This is a genomic window from Cypionkella sp., assembly GCF_028290025.1.
Lineage (GTDB): Bacteria > Pseudomonadota > Alphaproteobacteria > Rhodobacterales > Rhodobacteraceae > Cypionkella.
On record NZ_JAQGKQ010000050.1, the window covers coordinates 88,290 to 107,034 of the forward strand.

Below are 18,745 nucleotides of genomic sequence, written 5' to 3' on the forward strand. Positions count from 1 at the left end.
TTACTCCTGGTTACATGCCGAAGCGAAATCGGCATCGCTCGCCGGATCGCTGGTAATTTGAAAATCGACCGTTTGGCCATTTTGGCCCGAGGTCAGAAATGCCGCCTGATGTTGGGCGAACTCACCATCGAACAGACGGGGCAGTTGTGCGGTCAGATCATTGCCGCGCATCGTCACTCGAGTCAGTTGCGCACCGCTGAGGCCGATTTGGTTTTGCGCCATCAGATTGCCGCTAAGATCGAGCCGCGCTTTGCTGAGTTGCCCACCGACGGCGATGGCCGAGCCTTCATTAGCCACCACCGCGTTGCCGATGATCTGCGCATAGCCGGTCTTCGACAGTCGCAGGCCCGCAGCACCGTTGGCCGCAATCACATTGCTTTGCACCGACAGGCATTCGGCGGATTTGGCGGCGAGGCCGGTTTCCGCGTTATCCAGCACAGCATTGCCGCGCAGGGTGATGCCAGTGATACCGCCGTCAAGTTGCACGCCATTGCCCTGCCCGCTCAACACCAGATTGCCCGCGACCAGCATATCTTGCGACCGCGCCGTCACCCGCAAGCCGGGACCGGCTTTGGTGGCGTAAATCGTGTTGCCCAGCGCTGCTCCATCGACCACTTGCGACAAGGTCAGCGCGCTGCCACGCGAGGCGAGAAAGGCGTTTTGGGTGATCTGCGCGCCTTTGGTGCCGATCATCGCAACGCCGCCGAGGTCTTCAAAGCGGTTGGCGTGCAGCATCGACACGGTGGTCGAGGCGAACAGACCTTGAGTTGATACGACAAAGCCCGCGAATGGGCCCATCCCGGCCATGCCGAGGCCGTAGAATTGGTTGGACTCGGCATAGACTTGGCCAGAGCCAGAGGTCAGCACGAAGGGGCGGTATTGGGATTCCGGTGCGGTGACGGCCACATCGCTGCGCAAGGTTGCCCCGCGCAGATCGAGTTGCCCGAAGTTCAGCAGGAAAGCGCCATCGGCTGCGTGCATTTCCAGCACATCGCCGGGGCGGATCACCAGTGCCGCACCGAGCCAGATCACCAGCGGCTTGGTCAGCGTTACAACGCCATCATTGAGCGTGATGCCGGCGATGCCTTGCTGTTGTGCGGTGGCGGCAAGATCTTGCAAGGTGATCACGCCTGCGCTGAGGAAAATGCCGTCTTTGCTGCCGTGTTGAGCCTGCTGGACACGCAGTTGGTTGTTGGTGCCTTCCGAAATCGAAAGCTGGGTCAGCGCGATTTGGGTATCTCCGGCAGCGACTTTGGCGGTATCGCCGGGGGGCAACATCACATTCGCCATTGCTTTGGGCTGAGGCGCGGGTTGAACCGCATATAGCGCGCCGATCTGGGCTGCGGCGTTATAGCCGAAATCGGGCGCGCTCATCGCGGTGGCGTCTTGCCGAAGGCCGGCGATATTGGCTTGCAGCGCTGCGGGGGCGACAAGCTGCGGCGCGGCTTGCACCATGCTTACCCCGATCAGCGCGACGCTCGCTAAATATGCCAAAGCGCGGGTCATTTACTGCACCACGCCATACTGCGCGAAATCTGCCAAAGGCTCCACCAGATCAGCTTTGGCGAACAGCGACGCCACGGCCTTTATGGTTGGTGAGGCGGTTCGGGCGGAGTCTTCGGTGCCATAGGTCATCAGCAACTGCATCGCGCGCAGTTCTTTCGACCCCGTGTTGGTTAGCCGCAGGGTCACGTCGGCGGGAATTGCGACACTGTCGCCACGTTCCACCACGATCATCTGGCCTTCACGCTCATAAACGCCGCCGCCATTTAGGAAGGTGAGCAGGCTGGGGCCGTGGCCCGTGCCGTTAACACGCAGCGAGGCACCGGGGGCGACGACCAGCATCCGCATGTCGTAGCCATCATCTTTCGAGATGGTTTCGATCTGGCCCCAGTTGGTATCGCGCAGAAGGTGGCTGGCGACTTCGGGGCGGTTCAAGCCTTTGAGATGTTCAACCACCTGCTTGACGCTTTGGGCATGATCGCGGTTCATCACCAGCAAAGCATCCGGCGTATCAACCACGATGATGTCTTGCAGACCGATCACCGCAACCAAACGCGAGTCGCTTTGGATCAGCGAGTTTTGGGTATCCAGCGCAAAGACATCGCCGTTGATGACGTTGCCATGCTCGTTGCGGGTCGAGATTTTCTGGACGGCATTCCATGCGCCAACGTCGTCCCATTGGATATCGCGGGCCGGGGCTAGGGCAACGGCGGTGGAGCGTTCGAACACCATGCGTTCGGTGGGTTCGGACTTGGCTTTGACGAAAGCGGTTTCTTCCAGATGCAGCGCGCCGTTGATCATCTTGCCCGCGCTTACGGCGGCGGAGACCGCGTAGAATGTCTCAGGCTCGAAGCGGTGGAACTCTTCGATCAGCACGTCAGCGCGGAATAGGCTGATGCCCGACGCCCAATAGGAATAGCCGCCGGAGATCAGGGCTTGGGCGCGCTCGTATGGGGGTTTTTCGATGAAGGTTTCAACGCGGTGCAAGCCGGGATAATTGGTGTAGCCACCGCCATCGACGATGTAGCCGTAACCGATTTCGGGGTATGCGGGCGGCACACCGAACAGCACGATGCGGCCATCGTCCGCCGCCTGCTGCATTGCGACAACGGTCGCGTTCAAATCGCCGGTGATGATGTGATCGGATGGTAGCACCAAAAGCTGCGCTTCGGGATCCTCGGCGACGATGCTCAGCGCAGCGGCCAGAACGGCGGGGCCGGTGTTGCGCCCCATTGGTTCAGCAATCACCGTGCCGGTCAGTTGCAGATCGCGCATTTGCCGCGCGACGAGTTGAGTTTGCCCGGCACTGGTCACGATGATCGGCGATTTGAACACGCCGCCGCGATGGCGCTGCAGTGTGGTCTGGAAATAGCTCAGACTGCCTTTGCCTTGGACTGGTTGAAACTGCTTGGGCTGCTCGACCCGAGACATCGGCCATAGCCGCGATCCCATGCCACCGCACAGAACCAAGGGGTAAATCGACGTTTTCATTGCACGCTCCGCTAACTCATTGTCCGAGGTGAATTGGGAATTGGATGGCTAACTTATTGATCTAGAACCAAGGTTTCTTGATGATGGTCAGCTTGGCGAGTTGGCCAAGTTGATCCGGCTGCAACGGGGTTTCTGGGATCAGCCGCACCGGCAGACCTGCATCTGTGGCTTCGGCGCGCAGGCTGGCGGGGTCGGCTTTGGCTTTGATGGTGGTGCCGTCGCCGAAGGTCGCGTTGACATGATCGGCGAAGGCTAGGGTCAGCACATCCGAGGCCGGGACGGTCGCTGTCAGCAACACAGGTGCATCGGCGGTGTGGACGTTCAGCATCGGCTCTCCGGCGCTGACGGTGGCACCGACGGTCGCGGCAAGTGCCGTCGCGGTGCAGTCGCAGGGCATTGAGATCGACAGCAATTCGCCGGAGATGGCGCGGATGGTGAAAGCCACCTCGCCCTTGGCGGCGGCGAGATTGACGTAATCGACCTGACCCGCGCTGACGGCGGCGAGGGTCATGCCGTCTTGCACGGCCAAACCGGGGGCGGTCAGAGGCTGAGTGAAGATGCGGTTATAGGCCAGCGTGCCGACAGCGGCGACGAGTGCCAAAGTTGCAAGCGCCAAGCCTGCGCTGCCCAGAATGCGGCTGAAGGTGAGGCGTTTGACGGCGACGCTTGCGGCACGATTGGCGGGCGATGGGATCGAAGGCGCTACACCAATCACCTCGCCCAGCGCCACCAGATCACCGGCGATGTAGGAGTTGATGAGGTGACGCAGTTGCGGCAGATGCTCGCCGGTTGGGTCAACGAAGTTAACCGTGGCGGCACCCTTGTCGCGGTCTAACGATTGCACCTTGCCCAGCACTTCCAGCGTGACGCTGAAACCTTTGAACGGGAACATGAAGCGCATCAGGCGGGTCGCGCCATCCATCGCAGGGTCCATCAGGCCGGTGATTTCGGCGGCGACCAAGGACAAACGCTCACCCTTGAATTGCCGACCGTCGATGCCGACGACGAAGGGAATATCCAGCAAAGGATGCTCACCTTGCACTGGCAGAATTGGCAGCGGAGCCAGAGCTATATGTTCAGCGACTTGGGTGTCCATTTCAGAAATCCTTCACGAATTCAAACGATACCAGACAAAAGAATCACGCCCAAAGTCAGCCATCCTAGGGCGAGGGAGTGGGAGAAGGTCGATGACCAGCCTTGCAGGCGTTGGCGCAATGGCACTCCGACGGCGCGGGCTTTGCGGGCTGATTGGCGGGTCCAGCGTTGGCGATCTAGGCGGAACAGCACGTAGCTTTTGACGGCTGCTCCGGTGATCTGGCTGAAGTAAAGCAAGAACGGGTAGGTGATCGGGAACGGCTGGAAGCGCACGGAGGCGAGTATCCAGCAGTAGCAATAGCGGGTGAACATCACCCAAGCGATGTAGACTGGCAGTGCGAGCGGCTCGATAAACACCGCGCCGAACAGAACGGAGATTGGGCCTGCAAGCGTGGTCCAGATGCCGACGCGCTGATCAAGGATCGACCACCAAGTGAACCAGCCGATGCTGTTGGGCGACAGTGACAGCGCGCGGCCATTGGTGCGCAGCATGTTGCCAAACCAGCGCATCATCAGGGTCAGGGCGGAATCCACAAATCCGGGGCGCGGTTGGCTTTCCATCGACAGCGAGGCGACGTCGGGCAGGTAGCCCATCTTGTAGCCATTTTTCAGCAGCCAGAACCAAGTGGATTTGTCGTCGCCAGTCAGAAAATTGACCCGACCAAGCCGCCAATGGTCGATGAAATCGCTTTGAACTTGGTTGATGAAGCCTGCGTTGGTGGCAAGATCGGCACGTACCACGCTCATCCGGCCGGTCAGCGTCAGCACGCGATCCGACAGGCCCATTGACGACATCATCACTTGGCGCTGGTTAAAGCGCAGCATGAACCAATCGCGGAACAGTGGCATGTCGGTGGCGCGGATCTCGACTTCTTCATCTGTCGTCACGGCACCCATATCGGGATTGGTGAAGAATGGTGCTGTGGCGGCGACGATGTCTTCCGGCACACAGCTGTCGCCATCGACAAACAGCACGATATCGCGGCGAGTCGGAGCTTCTCCTGCGATCAGGCGCAGGGAGCGGGCGAGCGCGTCACGTTTGCCAGTGCCTGCAATCTGATCGACCATCAGGCGGACGGTCGAGGTATCAATCGCCATGCGGTCAAAGATGTTGCGGATCAGGCGGGCGTCGGCGGTATCGACCACCGAACACACCACCGTCGCACCACCAACCGAGGCAGCGGCGGCGCGGAATAGGGCTTGGTAAACCCGGGTCGTCACCTCCGGTTCGATCTTATAGCTGGTGACAAGGAAGTAGGCGTGGGCCGGGGTGGGCAGTGCCGCATAGGCAGCCATCGCTTGAGCCTTGCGGCGCGGGTAGACCCATTTCAGGAACAGCATCGCCCGCAGGAAGTTGGTGGCGGCCCAAGTGTAGCGCCATAGGCCAATCACACCGACCACCACCAAAGCAATGCCGACATCGCCCATCGCATGTAGCGGCAGGCTAAGCCCCAGCCAAAACATCACAGCGATGTAAGCGATATGTCCCAGCATCATCATTACCAGCAAATGCCCTGATAAGAGCCGCCCGAGCGTTTGCCGGCTTTGATGCGAGTGAGGTCGATCACCGGGTGGGTGGCTGCGTTCAGCTCCTCCAGCGTGTCGTCGTATTTGTTGCCGACGAGAACGATGTCAGATTTCGCCAGCAGTTCCTTGATTGTCGGCACCAGACGGTTCTTCAAATCAATGTTGTAATCGTTGCCACGGCCAGCGGCGCTCATGTCATTGGCGTAGGCTTCGTGCACGAAGGGGTCATAAACGTTCAGCGTCATGCCCTGTTCGATCAAACGGGCGGCGAGTTCAGCCAATGGGCTTTCGCGCATGTCATCGGTGCCGGGTTTAAAGCTGATGCCGACAAGGCCGACCGAGGTGGAACCCGAGGCCATCACCATAGCTTCTGCCCGGTTGATCTGTTCAGCGTTGGCGATAAGCACGGCATCCAGCAGCGGCGAGGCGACTTCGATATCGGCCGCGATGGAGCGGAGGGCACGGACGTCTTTCGGCAGGCACGAGCCGCCAAAGGCAAAGCCGGGGCGCATGAAATACGGGCTCATCGAAACCTTGTGATCCGAGCACAGGATCTTCATCACGGCTTGACCATCGAGGCCGCAAGCCTTGGCGATGTTGCCAATCTCATTGGCAAACGTGACCTTCACCGCGCGCCAAGCGTTCGAGGTGTATTTGATCATCTCGGCTGAGCGCACATCGACGACGTTCACATCGCAGGGCAGGTCTTTGTTCAGCATGGTCAGGAAATCAGCGGTCTTCTTTTCCAGTGCGCCGAACACGATCAGGCCGGGATCGTAGTAATCTTGGATCGCGGTGCTTTCGCGCAAGAACTCGGGGTAGTAGCCAACGCCGAAGCCTTCCCCGGCTTTCATGCCGGAAACTTCCTCAAGGATCGGGATACAGACCTTCTCCATCGTGCCGGGAACGATTGTTGAGCGCACGATCACCGAATGGAAACCGTCTTTGCCGGGAAGTGCTGCGGCGATCGCGCGGCAGCAGCTTTCGACATATTTCAAACCGATGGAGCCATCTTCAGCCGAAGGGGTGCCAACGCAGACAAACGACGCATCAGCGGCTTGCACAGCGGCGGCCGCATCCAAAGTGGCGGTGAGTTTACCTGCCGCGAAAACCTCGGCGATCAGCTCTGGCAGGCCGTGCTCAACGATGGGGGAAAGCCCCGCGTTGATCGCGGCGACCTTGCCCGGATCAACATCCACCGCGATCACTTCATGGCCGTCTTTCGCCAGACAAGCTGCCGAAACCACACCCACATATCCGATCCCGAACACGACTATTTTGGCCATTACAATCGTCCTTTTGAACTGGTTCTCTGCGGCGAAAATGCGGCAGTGCAGCATTAACGCCACCTTAAGGTTGCGCAAACAGTTTTGAAAAGTCAGGCTAAACCCCCACTTTTGACGCAATTTTTACGGAATCCCCTACACCTAAAGGTTGGACGTAGGGCTAGACCGAAAGATTATGCCGCAATGCAGAAACAATGACTTTGACCCCAGGACACCCTATTTGGGTGTGCTGAGGCACGGACTTGTTCACGGTTTTGAAATGTCAGGCGATGCGCTCTTCCGATTGAACCCAACCGTTGCGAATCGCGTATTCGACGATGGCGCGGCGACCTTGCAGGTTCAGCTTGCTACTGCCCCGCGCCTTGTAAGTTTCAATGGTCTTGGATGAGAGGTCTAACTCCAGCCCGATCTCTTTCAGGCTTTTGCCGTAAGCGACCGACTTGAGAACATACGTCTCACGCTCGGTCAGATCACGGGTGCGCGGATTGGCGCGCGCGGGTTGTGAGTTGTCAAACAGATGTGCAAAAATCGGATCAATGCAGGTAGCGCCGCCATGCACCGCTGAGATGGCAGCCTCTAACTGCTCTAGCCCCGCCGACCTTGGCAGCACGCCGCGGAACCCCGCTGAAAGACAGGCGCGGGCCAGCGTTGTGGACATATCATTGGTGTAACTGATGATGCAGCGCGCGGCAAACCTGTCGCGCAAGCGCTGCGCCAGTTGCGATGGCAGCAAATCAATCTGCGCCGGGTCTAACAAGGCGATATCGGTCGCCTCAATAATATGGTCTTTGGCGGCACCCAGCAGATCAGTTGGCGTGAAAGCCAATGCGTGCATATTCGGACGCTTTTCGAGCAACGAGCACAGGCCCAGCGCGAACATTGGATCTTTGTCGATGACCACCATGCGGATCTTTTGGTCTTCAACGTTCATACTATTTCCTTGGTATCGCCTGCGCCGGGCACGACGCCAGAATGGCGACTCGGGCGAAAACGGCTAAATTGTTAACGCGTCCCCTCTCTGGAACAAGTCGACTAATCTACCTACAGTTGCACAATATCGTATGTTATTGCGACGCTACAATGACGCGGTGCAGCAATTCGATGACTTTTGCTAAACCTACGGGAAATTGGGCAAAATTGCGCTCAACTGCTTACAAGAAGGGCTGATTGGAAGCTGGCATGTAAGCTTTTGCCTTACGTGCGTGTCAGGGGAAAGCCGTGAGCTCGGGCTGCCTTTTGATGACGTTTGCATACGCGGCATGTAGATTAGGCTGATCAGCCTAGCAGGTAGTCGTGCAGTGCTGACGCGCTCACATTCGACAGAATCAAAGAATCTCCCAGATCAGATGTGAGGGTGAGGTAGCTCACGCCACTGCGCACATGTCTTGAGATCGTAAAATCATCTGAAGAACGGGCGACGCCGTGGCTCCAATGGTCAAGCGATTCTGCCAGATCAGGATTGGAGAACCCGAAGAACACCAAAGTGTCGTGCTGGCCAAAGCTGAAGTCGCGCACGGAATTGGTGCCTTTGCTGGCGATGAACACATCGGCATCCACGCCACCGATCAGGCCGTTGTTACCTGTGCCACCATTCAGGGTATCCCGACCCATTCCACCCGAAAGGCTGTCGTTACCACCGCCACCGTTCAAGAGATCATTGCCAGCGTAGCCGTGAAGTTGGTCATTTCCGCCTTCACCGAACAAGAGATTGCTGCCTGTGTTGCCCATGATCTGATTGGCCTTGGCGTTGCCAACGAAATCGAGATTGGCACTTCCGCCGAGCTTCACATTAACCACCGATGCAGCCGCAGCCGAAGGGATCGCCAGATCCAACTTGCCAAGCGAGGTGCCCGCAGAGGTCAGTGTCGGCAAGGCGCTTAAGGGTTTGACGCCATCGCTGAACTGAAACTCTTCCATGCCAGAAATGAAACTGTAGCCCAGCGCGCTTAGGATCACATCTTGCCCGGCTATGGTTGTCAGCAGAACATCCGCGCTTTTCACGCCGAAAACCAGCCGATCAGTGCCTTGCCCGCCGATAATGGTATCCTGTCCCGCTGAGGCCAGCACCAGATCAGAACCGGTGCCAAGATCAATCTTGTCGTTGCCTGCACCGCCTACGACGCTGTCATTGCCTGATAGTGTGCTGATCGTCGCCCCGGTATCCACCGCCACCAAGGCATCTGCACGCACCGTTGCTACTACGTTGGCGAATTTGATCACGTTGGTATCGGGATTGGTCGGCGCGCCGTATGTGGTGCCTTCGTTGAAGAAACTAACCGATGCCATATAGCTTTGCTGTGCCGTGCTGCGGACCGAATTGTTCACGATGATGACGTTGTCGTGGTCTAATCCACCGTGGAAATTGATGTCACGGTTGGTGAAATCGACCTGAACCGTGTTGTTGGCAGCCGAGGTATAGCTGGCGAACAGCACAGCATGGCGGGTATCCACTGCTTTCAGATTGGTGAACGTGCAGTTGTATATGTCGCGCAGCCAAAACGCATAGCCGTTGCCACCGTCGCCCTTGTTCTGGGCGCCCGTCACCGTCACATCATCAACCACGGCATCAATCGAACGCCCGAGCACCAGACCGTTGGAGCCCGGCTGCACGATGTCAACATTCTGCACCACTGTATGCACCGAGCTGTTGACCAGCATCATAATGCCGCCATCTTCGGCTGCGTTGCCATTGGTGAAGTTGGCAGGGTTGGCGGTGCCGTATGCGCTCTTGAACGTCAGATTGCGCACCGTCACATCCTCGACCACATCTGCGATGCCGACGGTCGTGGTCTTGGCATCGAAATCAAATGGCAGCGGTCGGTCTAACACGACGGTATTGCCGTTAACCGCAGTGACGACGACCATGGCGGTGCGCAGTGGCTTGTCCTGTTGCCAAAGCGTATCGCCAATCTCTTTGAACAATGCCGCATCATTCGGCCGCTCAATCCACAGCACATCGCCGACCTTCATCGTGTGGTTGGTCAAATGCAGACTGGACGAGCCTTCATTCGCGGCTGCGCTCAAACGGGTGATGCCGGTTTCAACCTCGCGAAACAGCGTGCTGCCAACTTGCAACGCAGGCGCACCCGCGAGTGCCTTTGAGGCAATGATCGTCACATTGCCCTGACCTTCGAGCGTGATGCCGTCTTTGTTCAGCACGACGGTTTTGTTGAAAGTGTACGTGCCCTGTTGCAAGACGATATGGGTGCCCGCGCTGGCGGAGTTAATTGCGGCTTGAATTGTGGCTGCCGAGCTTCCGGCGGCAATCGTTATCAGCTTGGAGGAGAGAGCAGCGGCCATGAAACACCTATGAGCTTGAGCAACAGACCCTATTTGGCTGCGATCCAAATCGGGCGGGAATGTGGTGGGGTTGTGTCGGCGGTGCGCAAAGTGCGCTACAAGGGTTTTCCCTGACAATCACCTGTCGGTCTATACCCGCGTAATGATTGATAGCACGGAAACAATCAGAAGTCACTGTTTCTGCGCAATTAAAGCGTGACCAAATTTGGACCGTTGCAATCATGCCGTGTGTGAATGATTCGCTTCGCTTTCAGACCAGAGGCGGCAGGCTTGCGTGGTGACAGCGGTTCCGATAGGCTGGGTCGATAAAGAATTTCTTAACAGGTTAATGCGTTTATTGCTTTCTTACCGACCTGTGCCCCGCGCGATTTAGGAGCTTTTTGATGTTCGGCCCGTTTGCATATTTTAACAAATTTCAACTGAGCATCGCTCTGATTGCCTTGCTTGCACCGCTGCCCCTCGCGGCTGAGGAGGCTAGCTTTTCGCCGGGCTGGCAAGTAGATGCGGCCAGCTCTCAACTGCGGTTCCAATCCGTGAAAAATGTCACCAAAGTTGAGTCCAGCACCTTCGCTGCCTTCTCGGGTGATCTTGCCGCAGATGGCACGCTGTCGCTGCATGTGTTTTTGGACTCGGTAGATACCAAGATTGATTTGCGCAACGTGCGGATGCGGTTTTTACTGTTTGAAACCTTTCGCTTCCCCGAAGCCGTGATCACCGCCAAGATCAATCCTGCTGACTTGGCTGATCTGCCGACGTTGCGGCGCAAGACCATTCATCTGCCCTATACGCTGGACCTGCACGGCGTGAAGAAACAGCTTGAGACGGATGTCGCTGTGACATTGTTGCAAGATGATACCGTGGTGGTGTCGTCGACGGTGCCAGTGGTGATTGCCACCGATGATTTCGGCTTGGCTGAAGGCGTGCAAAAACTGCAAGAGGCCGCGAAGGTGGTGATAATCCCCTCCGGCACAGTCAGCTTTGATTTGATGTTGAAGCGCAATGGTGGCGCCACGGCACCGACCACCACACCGACAACAGCGGAACCAACCGCGCCCGAAGTGATCGCCGAAGCCCCCGTCGCGCCTGCAACGCCAGAAGCCCCACTGCCCGCGGGAACTGCTCCGGTGGTGCCCGACGCAGTCGCGGTAGATACGGCAGCAGTGGCTTTGGAGCCGACCGGCGATCTTGATCTCGAAGCATGCACCGGGCGATTTGAGATTTTATCACGCAGCGGCAACATCAATTTCCAATCCGGCTCGGCCAAACTACAAGCCAGCAGCGCACCGCTGTTAGATAGTGTTGCCGATATCATTGCGCGCTGCCCCGGCTTGAAGATAGAGATTTCCGGCCATACCGATTCTGACGGTGCCCCGGCGGCAAACCAATCATTGTCGCAATCGCGCGCCAAATCGGTAATGCGCTATTTGGTGGGCAAGGGGCTGGCGGCAGACCGCTTCACTGCGGTCGGCTATGGCGAGGATAAGCCGATATTTGCCAATGATACGACCGAGCATAAATCTCGCAATCGGCGGATCGAATTTGCTTTGGTGCAGTAGGGTGCGACTAGGCGGCTGGATTGTGATGCTGGCTCTGCTTGGGTTGACCGTTTCGGCACCGAAGCTTCGTGCAGATGAAGTCAGTGATTGGCAAGCCGTTCTGGGCTCTGAAGATATCGTGCGACTGCAAGGCTTTGTGCAAGATTATCCGCAAAGCGCGCATCTAGCTGAAGCGAAGGCGATGTTGGGCAAAAGCATCAATACGGCACGCGCGCTTGGACTGATGCCGATTGAGGCGGTTGAGGGCTACGTTCAGCAGCATGATCTGATTGTCGCGGCTCGAATGTCAAAAGATGCGGCGGATTATCAAACCTATCTGACTGTCTATCCACAGGGCTTGTTCGCGCCAGTTGCTCAATCGGAGCTCGCGCTTTTGGCCCTAGCTCCTGTGGTGGAGGCTGCGCCCGATCCTATGGCTGAGCTCGCCGGGCTAACCTTCACCACGCCGTTTCCAGTGGGCGAATATATCAAGGGTCGCTCCATTGCCAACCTGATCTCAACCGCGACCCCGCAGTTCGCGCCGATTGAAGGGTTGCCCGAAGAGGCGTGGAAGGACAAATCCTGCGCCAACTGCCATGCCTGGACCGAAGCAAGCCTGTGTGATCAGGCGAAAACCTATACCAAACCCGATGCAGCAGAGGCTCTGACCAAACCGCATCCACTGGGTGAAACCTTCAAGATTGGTCTGAAGGCGTGGGCGCTGGGCGGATGTAGGTCGCAATGACAAATAACCCGACAAACCCCGGCTTCGCCGCCGAACCGCCACGCGAGCGCGCCACAACAGTAAGTGGTGGCACCCGGATTATTGGCACCTATGAAATCGACAAGCTGATCAGCGCGGGAGGTATGGGCGAGGTTTATCGCGGACATAACATCCACAATGGCGAGCCGGTTGCGATCAAGATCGTGCTGCCGAGTTTGGCGCATGATCCAAAGATCGTCGCGCTGTTTCAAAAGGAAAGCACCACGCTATCGCGGTTAAGCCACGAAGCGATTGTGCGTTATCATGTGTTCACCAACGATCCGATTATCGGGCGGCCGTGTCTGGTGATGGAATTTGTGTCGGGCACTCCGGTTTCCGATCGGATCGAGCAGGGGCCCATGCCCGCAGATGATGTGCGGGTGATGCTGCGGCGGGTGGCCTCGGGGTTGGACAAGGCCCACCGCGCCGGGGTGGTGCATCGCGATATGTCGCCGGACAATATCATCCTTGAGGAAGGTTTGGTCGAGCACGCCAAGCTGATCGACTTTGGCATCGCGAAATCCTCGGCGATTGGGGCTGGCACGCTGTTGCAAGGCCAGTTTGCGGGCAAGTTCAACTGGGTTGCGCCAGAACAACTGGGGGCGTTTGGTGGCCATGTGGATGGTCGATCGGACATTTACTCGCTGGCATTGGTGGCTGCGGCGGCGAGCAAAGGTGCCGTGCTACCGATGGGCGATTCGATTGTCGATGCCGTGGGCAAGCGGGCTGCGGTGCCGGACCTTAGCGGTGTTGACGCGGGCTTGGTGCCGTTGCTGCAATGGATGCTGTCGCCTGATCCGGATGCGCGGCCCGCGACGATGGCACAGGTGATCGCGGCGCTGGATAATCCGGCGTTGGTGCCTGCTGGTAAAACCTCTCCCGAGGCAAACGCCACGATCATCGGCGGGGTGCTGCCGGTGCTTGGCGCGTCAGATGCCAGCCCATTTGGCAACGCCGTTGCTGCACCTAGCGTGAGCGCGGCGACGCCAGCTAAAAGATCGCTCATCCTGCCGCTTGCGGTTGCGGTTATTGTGGCGACCAGTGGCGTGGCGTATTTTTCGGGTGCCTTCAACTCCGCCCCTTCGCCGGAACCGGAAACCGTTGCTGATGTGCCGATAGCTGAGTCCGTCAAGCCAGCCGTGCTGACGGCCGCGACGCTGACGAATTTGCTGGCGCAAGCGCAGGATTGCGGGCCACTCAGCGCAACAAACCCGCCTCCGGATGGGTATGCCGAGGGCGATGCGGTGCGGATCAATGGTCGCGTAGGGTCGGAGGCGACCATTTCCGCGTTGAAAGTCAGCCTTGCGCCCGCAGTGGGCAAGCGGGCTTTGGAACTGGATTTGCAGCCGCTAAATCCCCAGATTTGTAGCGTTTTGAACGCGTTGCCATCTGTCGGGTCTGGCGGGTTCACGGTCTCGCTCGGCTATGGCGACAGCGCCGATCCTAACCCGGACGGTATGTATACGGTCGGCCAGAACCCGGTGATTGACGTGGCGATGCCCGCGGTGGCTGGCTATGTGTCAGCGGTTGTGGTGGACGGGTCGGGTCATGTGCTGCATCTGCTGGCGAACCGGAAGGGTGGCGAGGCTGGTACGCTGCAGGTCGCATCATCGGTCGCCGAGGCCATTGAAGGCGGGTCGGCGTTTGTGGTTAACAATGCCGGGCTGGCGATGGTTCTGGTCGTGCAATCCGAAGCGCCGCTCAGCGGAGATTTGCGGATTGAGCCGGTGGCGGATTTCATCCAGCGATTGAAGGTCGCGAAGCTGGTTTCGGTGGATGAGCGCCTGATGGCTTTCAAGGTGCGTTAAGTTGGCCAAACACCGTCTCAACTCCGGCCAAACTCATTGGCTTGAGCGCCTTACTTCAGAGACCGTTCACAGTTGCTCCACCGATTAACCGACCCACCGCCCAATTTGCCGCCTCGGCCACGGTCGGATCAGAGTCAGCCCTCAACGCTGCGGCATGGGTCGCAAGACCCGGCAGACCGGAGTTGCCGATCGCATACAGCACGTTGCGCACAAAACGGTCACGGCCGATGCGCTTGATCGGGCTACCAGCAAAGCGCGCGCGGAAGGCGGCATCGTCTAGGCTCACCAGATCGGCGAGTTCAGGCGCGCCGACTTTCGGTTGATAACCGATGTCCTTGGCGGCTTGGGCGAATTTGTTCCATGGGCAAGCAGCGAGACAATCATCACAGCCGTAAATTCGGTTGCCCATGAGGGCACGCAAGTCAAGGTCAACCGGGCCTTTGTGCTCGATGGTCAGGTAAGAAATGCAGCGGCGGGCATCCAACTGATAGGGCGCAGGGAAGGCGTTGGTCGGGCAGGCATCCAAACACGCGGTGCAGGTGCCGCAGTGGCTGACCTCGGGCGCATCTTTCGGCAGATCGGCGGTGGTGAAAATTGCGCCAAGGAAGAACCAGTTGCCTAAGTCGCGCGACAAAAGGTTGGTATGCTTGCCCTGCCAGCCCAAGCCCGCCGCCTCGGCCAACGGTTTCTCCATCACCGGGGCGGTATCGACGAAAACCTTGATCTCGGCTTTCGCAACGGTCGCGAACCAGCCGCCAAGCCGCTTCAGCCGCCGCTTCACCAGATCGTGGTAATCCTTGCCCTGCGCATAGACCGACACCGCCGCGCGGTCGGGTTGGCTCAGCACATCGCGCGGATCGGTTTCGGGCGTATAAACCTCGGCCAGCATAATGACTGAACGCGCCTCGGGCCAAAGCGCGGCGGCGTTGCCACGCCAATGCTCTCGCTCGGCCATCCAAGTCATTTGACCGTGACGGTCGGCTGACAGAAACTCGCGCAAGCGTCCTGCGGTTTCCGGCACGGCATCCGGCGCACAGATACCGACTTTGGAAAATCCCTCCTCCAACGCTTTCGCGATCAAATGATCTTTGAGAGACGGCAAGGTCATCCTCTCTGCTCAAATATCCTGGGGGTTTGGGGGCTAGCCCCCAATTACAGCTAGAAGTCCAGATCGGCGTAATGCTGGGGTGGCGGAAAACCCGAGACTTGGTCGGCCAATAGCGTGCGAAACGAAGGCCGCGATTTGATCTTGGCGTACCAATCTTTCACCGTCGCCGAGCGATGCCAATCAACATCCGAGATATAATCGAGACAGGACAGATGTGCCGCCGCCGTCAGATCGGCCAAAGTCATCACATCGCCAGCCAGCCAGCGGCGTTGATCGAGCAACCAGCCGAGATAGTCGAGGTGATACTTGATCCTACCCGCGCCGGACTTCACCGCTTTGGAGTCGGGATTGCCATGCGCCATGATCTTTTTATTGACCCGCTCATACAGCAGCTTTGAGGTGACTTCGGCGTGGAATTTGTCATCAAACCACGCGCACAGACGGCGCACTTCGAAGCGCATATCCATGTCGCGCGGCATCAGCTGCGGGTTCGGATAGGCTTCTTCCAAGTATTCACAGATCGCTTGGCTTTCAGAAAGCACCTTGTTTTCAATCCGCAGCACCGGAACTTTGCCAGCTGGGTTACGGCGCAGGAAATCGGGCGAAGGCTCCCAATAGCGTTCTTCGATCAGCTCTACCTCTAGCCGCTTTTCGGCCAAAGTCAGGCGCACCTTGCGGCAGAATGGCGACAGCGGGAAGTGATACAGGCGGATCATGGGGGGATTGGTCTTTGTATGCAGGGTTTGATCTTCAATGCCGCGCCAAGCTCGGAAATTCAACCACAATCCCCGGTTAGTCGCGGCGCTGAAAGCAATCCGCGCGGCCATCCGCCAGAATGGTTTCGGCGCCCGACATGATCGCGCCGGTGCGGCGTCGCACGAAGCTGCTGGGTTTGCTGGCAGAGCGGCCTTTGGGGTCAGGCAAAATCGCAGCGAGACGGGCGGCCTGCAGGGCGGATAAGTCGCGCGCATCGACGCCAAAGTAATGCTGGGCGGCGGCTTGGACGCCAAACACGCCCTCGTCAAATTCTGCCACATTGAGATAGACTTCGAGGATACGTTGCTTCGACCACACTAGTTCCACCAGCGGGGTGAGGGTGGTTTCAATCACCTTGCGCACCCAGCTACGACCTTGCCAGAGGAAGACGTTTTTCGCGACTTGCTGGGTTAGCGTCGAGGCACCGCGATTGCCGCCTTGATCGACGGCAGCACGGATCGCGGCCATATCGAAGCCCCAATGCAGGCAGAAATTGGCATCCTCGGCTGCGACAACCGAACGACCCATCACCGGGGCGATTTCATCCCAATCGACCCAGTCTTTGCTGATGCCGCCAAGCCGCCAGCTTTCGGACAGCTGATACAGGTTAATCGGTGGTGGAATGAAGCTGAACAGCAGGATCAGGACGGCGAAAAACCCGGCAACGCCCGCAACACCGCGCAGCAGCCAACGCCTGATCCGTCGCCCCTTGGATTTAAGGGCGATCAGCTCTGGCTCAGGTTTTTTACGCGATTTTTTAGGGGTATCGACCATGCGGCAGCTTAGGCCCTAACGACTGGATTTGGTCAAGTGTTGGCTCACACTAACATTGTGGCCTGCACCGCCCTGCCCCAACGTTGATATTTGCTTTGGCGGGTGATCTCGGACATTCGCGGTTGGAAGCGATGTTGCAGCGCCCAGTTTTGCGCAAATTCCTGCGGCGGCGGGCAAAGGCCGGATTGCAAGCCTGCGAGGTAGGCGGCACCGAGCGCGGTGGTTTCGGTGACTTTGGGGCGATCGACGGGGGCGCCAAGAATGTCGGCGAGAAATTGCATCGTCCAATCGCTTGCAGTCATGCCGCCATCGACGCGCAGCACGCCCTCGGCAGCGGTACCCCAATCGGCGCGCATGGCTTCCAACAAGTCGCGGGTCTGGAAACCAACGCTCTCCAATGCGGCGCGGGCCAATTCGGCGGGGCCGGAGTTACGGGTGATGCCGTAGACCGCACCGCGACATTCGGGCCGCCAATACGGAGCGCCGAGGCCGGTGAACGCGGGGACGAGGATCAGGTCTTGCGCGGGGTCGGCATGGCTGGCGAGGGTTTGAGTTTCGGCGGCGTTGGCGATGATTTTCAAGCCGTCGCGCAGCCATTGCACCACGGCCCCGGCAATGAAGATCGAGCCTTCCAGCGCGTAGGTGGTCTCGCCGTTCAAACGGTAAGCAATGGTGGTGAGCAGGCGGTTCTTTGAGGCGACCATGGTGGTGCCGGTGTTCAAAAGCGCGAAACAGCCGGTGCCGTAGGTGGATTTCATCATGCCGGGTTGGAAGCAGGCTTGACCGACGGTGGCGGCTTGCTGATCGCCCGCGACGCCGCGGATCGGGATGGCGTGGCCGAACAAGGCGGCGTCGGTGGTGCCGAACTCGGCGGCGGAGTCTTTGACTTCGGGCAGTAGGGACATTGGGATGTTTAAGAGAGCGCAGATTTCGGCGTCCCACTGGTTGGTTTTAATGTTGAACAGCATGGTACGGGCGGCGTTGGTGGCGTCGGTGACGTGGCTGCGTCCGGCGGTGAGGTGCCAGATCAGGTAGGTGTCAACGGTGCCGAAGGCGAGCTTGCCTGCTTCGGCTGCGGCGCGGGCTCCCGGCGTGTGGTCGAGCAGGTATTTCACCTTGGTGGCGCTGAAGTAGGGGTCGAGCAGCAGGCCGGTGCGGGCGGTGATCATCGGCTCGTGAGGCAGCAGGGCGTCGCAAATCGCGGCGGTGCGGCGGTCTTGCCAGACGATAGCGTTGGCGATGGGTTTACCGGTCTCGCGGTTCCAGATAATCGTGGTCTCGCGCTGGTTGGTGATGCCGATACAGGCGATGTCGGCGGGGTCGGTGCGGGAGAGGACGGTTCGGACCACGGAAAGCGTGGTGCGGAGAAGGTCGGCGGGGTCATGTTCGACCCAGCCCGAGGCGGGGTAATGCTGCGGGAATTCCTCCTGCGCGGAGGTGATCGGGGTGAGGTCATGCGAAAACAAGATGGCCCGCGTTGAAGTCGTGCCTTGGTCAATTGCGAGAATTTGCGGCATTTGAGACCTTTAATCAGAAGTGTCCGCGTTTGGACAGAATGGCTTTGGGTTTATATCAACAACTTATTTTTTGCGTTAGGTGTTTCTTAATGTCTTCGCCGCATCGCTCGTCGCCCTATCATCGGCGAAAGACACGGTGAATCGGGCGGTTTCCGCGTCGGCTAGATGTTATTTTGCCAGGCCGTTTTGTCGAAGTTATAGAGCGGCGAGTCGTCACGCAACGGTGTTACAGTTGGTTCCGCAACGTCGGCGTTTGGCAAGTCTTGCCAAAGTTTGCCAATG

The 18,745-nt window shown here is 58.6% G+C and carries 14 protein-coding genes; 3 read left to right on the plus strand and 11 right to left on the minus strand.

What is annotated here, in order from left to right; genetic code table 11:
* From JWS10_RS07610 to JWS10_RS07640, 7 genes are all read right to left on the minus strand, one after another.
* Nucleotides 1–1,506, minus strand: coding sequence for a right-handed parallel beta-helix repeat-containing protein (locus JWS10_RS07610; RefSeq protein ID WP_299506002.1), 1,506 nt, complete (start codon nucleotides 1,504–1,506; stop codon nucleotides 1–3).
* Complete coding sequence (locus JWS10_RS07615) at nucleotides 1,507–2,994, minus strand: sugar phosphate nucleotidyltransferase (RefSeq protein ID WP_299506004.1); 1,488 nt, start codon at nucleotides 2,992–2,994, stop codon at nucleotides 1,507–1,509. It abuts the gene before it with no gap.
* Nucleotides 2,995–3,055: 61 nt separating this feature from the next.
* The gene (locus tag JWS10_RS07620) at nucleotides 3,056–4,090 is read right to left on the minus strand and encodes a hypothetical protein (protein WP_299506006.1); all 1,035 of its coding nucleotides are present in this window, start codon (nucleotides 4,088–4,090) and stop codon (nucleotides 3,056–3,058) included.
* Nucleotides 4,091–4,110: 20 nt separating this feature from the next.
* Nucleotides 4,111–5,583, minus strand: coding sequence for a glycosyltransferase (locus JWS10_RS07625; protein ID WP_299506009.1), 1,473 nt, complete (start codon nucleotides 5,581–5,583; stop codon nucleotides 4,111–4,113).
* A 5-nt stretch (nucleotides 5,584–5,588) separates the two neighbouring features.
* Complete coding sequence (locus tag JWS10_RS07630) at nucleotides 5,589–6,902, minus strand: nucleotide sugar dehydrogenase (protein WP_299506012.1); 1,314 nt, start codon at nucleotides 6,900–6,902, stop codon at nucleotides 5,589–5,591.
* 262 nt (nucleotides 6,903–7,164) lie between these two features.
* Nucleotides 7,165–7,833 (minus strand): response regulator transcription factor, encoded by a 669-nt coding sequence (locus JWS10_RS07635; RefSeq protein ID WP_299480119.1) that lies wholly within the window; start codon nucleotides 7,831–7,833, stop codon nucleotides 7,165–7,167.
* A gap of 344 nt (nucleotides 7,834–8,177) precedes the next feature.
* Nucleotides 8,178–10,202 carry a hypothetical protein gene (locus JWS10_RS07640; RefSeq protein ID WP_299506015.1) on the minus strand — a complete coding sequence of 675 codons (2,025 nt, stop codon included), beginning with the start codon at nucleotides 10,200–10,202 and terminating at the stop codon, nucleotides 8,178–8,180.
* Nucleotides 10,203–10,585: 383 nt separating this feature from the next.
* On the opposite strand from JWS10_RS07640, the gene JWS10_RS07645 reads away from it, so the two are divergent.
* From JWS10_RS07645 to JWS10_RS07655, 3 genes are read left to right on the plus strand one after another with little or no spacing between them, the layout of a single operon-like run.
* A complete protein-coding gene (locus tag JWS10_RS07645) occupies nucleotides 10,586–11,758 on the plus strand; it encodes an OmpA family protein (protein ID WP_299506018.1) in 1,173 nt (390 codons plus the stop codon).
* A gap of 25 nt (nucleotides 11,759–11,783) precedes the next feature.
* The gene (locus JWS10_RS07650) at nucleotides 11,784–12,482 is read left to right on the plus strand and encodes a hypothetical protein (RefSeq protein ID WP_299506020.1); all 699 of its coding nucleotides are present in this window, start codon (nucleotides 11,784–11,786) and stop codon (nucleotides 12,480–12,482) included.
* Nucleotides 12,479–14,308, plus strand: a complete 1,830-nt coding sequence (locus tag JWS10_RS07655) for a serine/threonine-protein kinase (protein ID WP_299506021.1) — start codon at nucleotides 12,479–12,481, stop codon at nucleotides 14,306–14,308. Before JWS10_RS07650 ends, JWS10_RS07655 begins: the two co-directional genes overlap by 4 nt.
* Before the next feature lie 55 nt (nucleotides 14,309–14,363).
* On the opposite strand, the gene queG is transcribed toward JWS10_RS07655, so the two are convergent.
* From queG to glpK, 4 genes are all read right to left on the minus strand, one after another.
* Nucleotides 14,364–15,416: a tRNA epoxyqueuosine(34) reductase QueG gene (gene queG, locus JWS10_RS07660; protein ID WP_299506023.1), complete on the minus strand. Its 1,053-nt coding sequence runs from the start codon at nucleotides 15,414–15,416 to the stop codon at nucleotides 14,364–14,366.
* A 50-nt stretch (nucleotides 15,417–15,466) separates the two neighbouring features.
* Nucleotides 15,467–16,132: a glutathione S-transferase family protein gene (locus JWS10_RS07665; protein WP_299480100.1), complete on the minus strand. Its 666-nt coding sequence runs from the start codon at nucleotides 16,130–16,132 to the stop codon at nucleotides 15,467–15,469.
* A 76-nt stretch (nucleotides 16,133–16,208) separates the two neighbouring features.
* Nucleotides 16,209–16,946 (minus strand): monofunctional biosynthetic peptidoglycan transglycosylase, encoded by a 738-nt coding sequence (gene mtgA / locus JWS10_RS07670; protein ID WP_299506025.1) that lies wholly within the window; start codon nucleotides 16,944–16,946, stop codon nucleotides 16,209–16,211.
* Nucleotides 16,947–16,990: 44 nt separating this feature from the next.
* A complete protein-coding gene (glpK, locus tag JWS10_RS07675) occupies nucleotides 16,991–18,463 on the minus strand; it encodes a glycerol kinase GlpK (RefSeq protein WP_299506027.1) in 1,473 nt (490 codons plus the stop codon).
* Nucleotides 18,464–18,745: the final 282 nt, after the last annotated feature.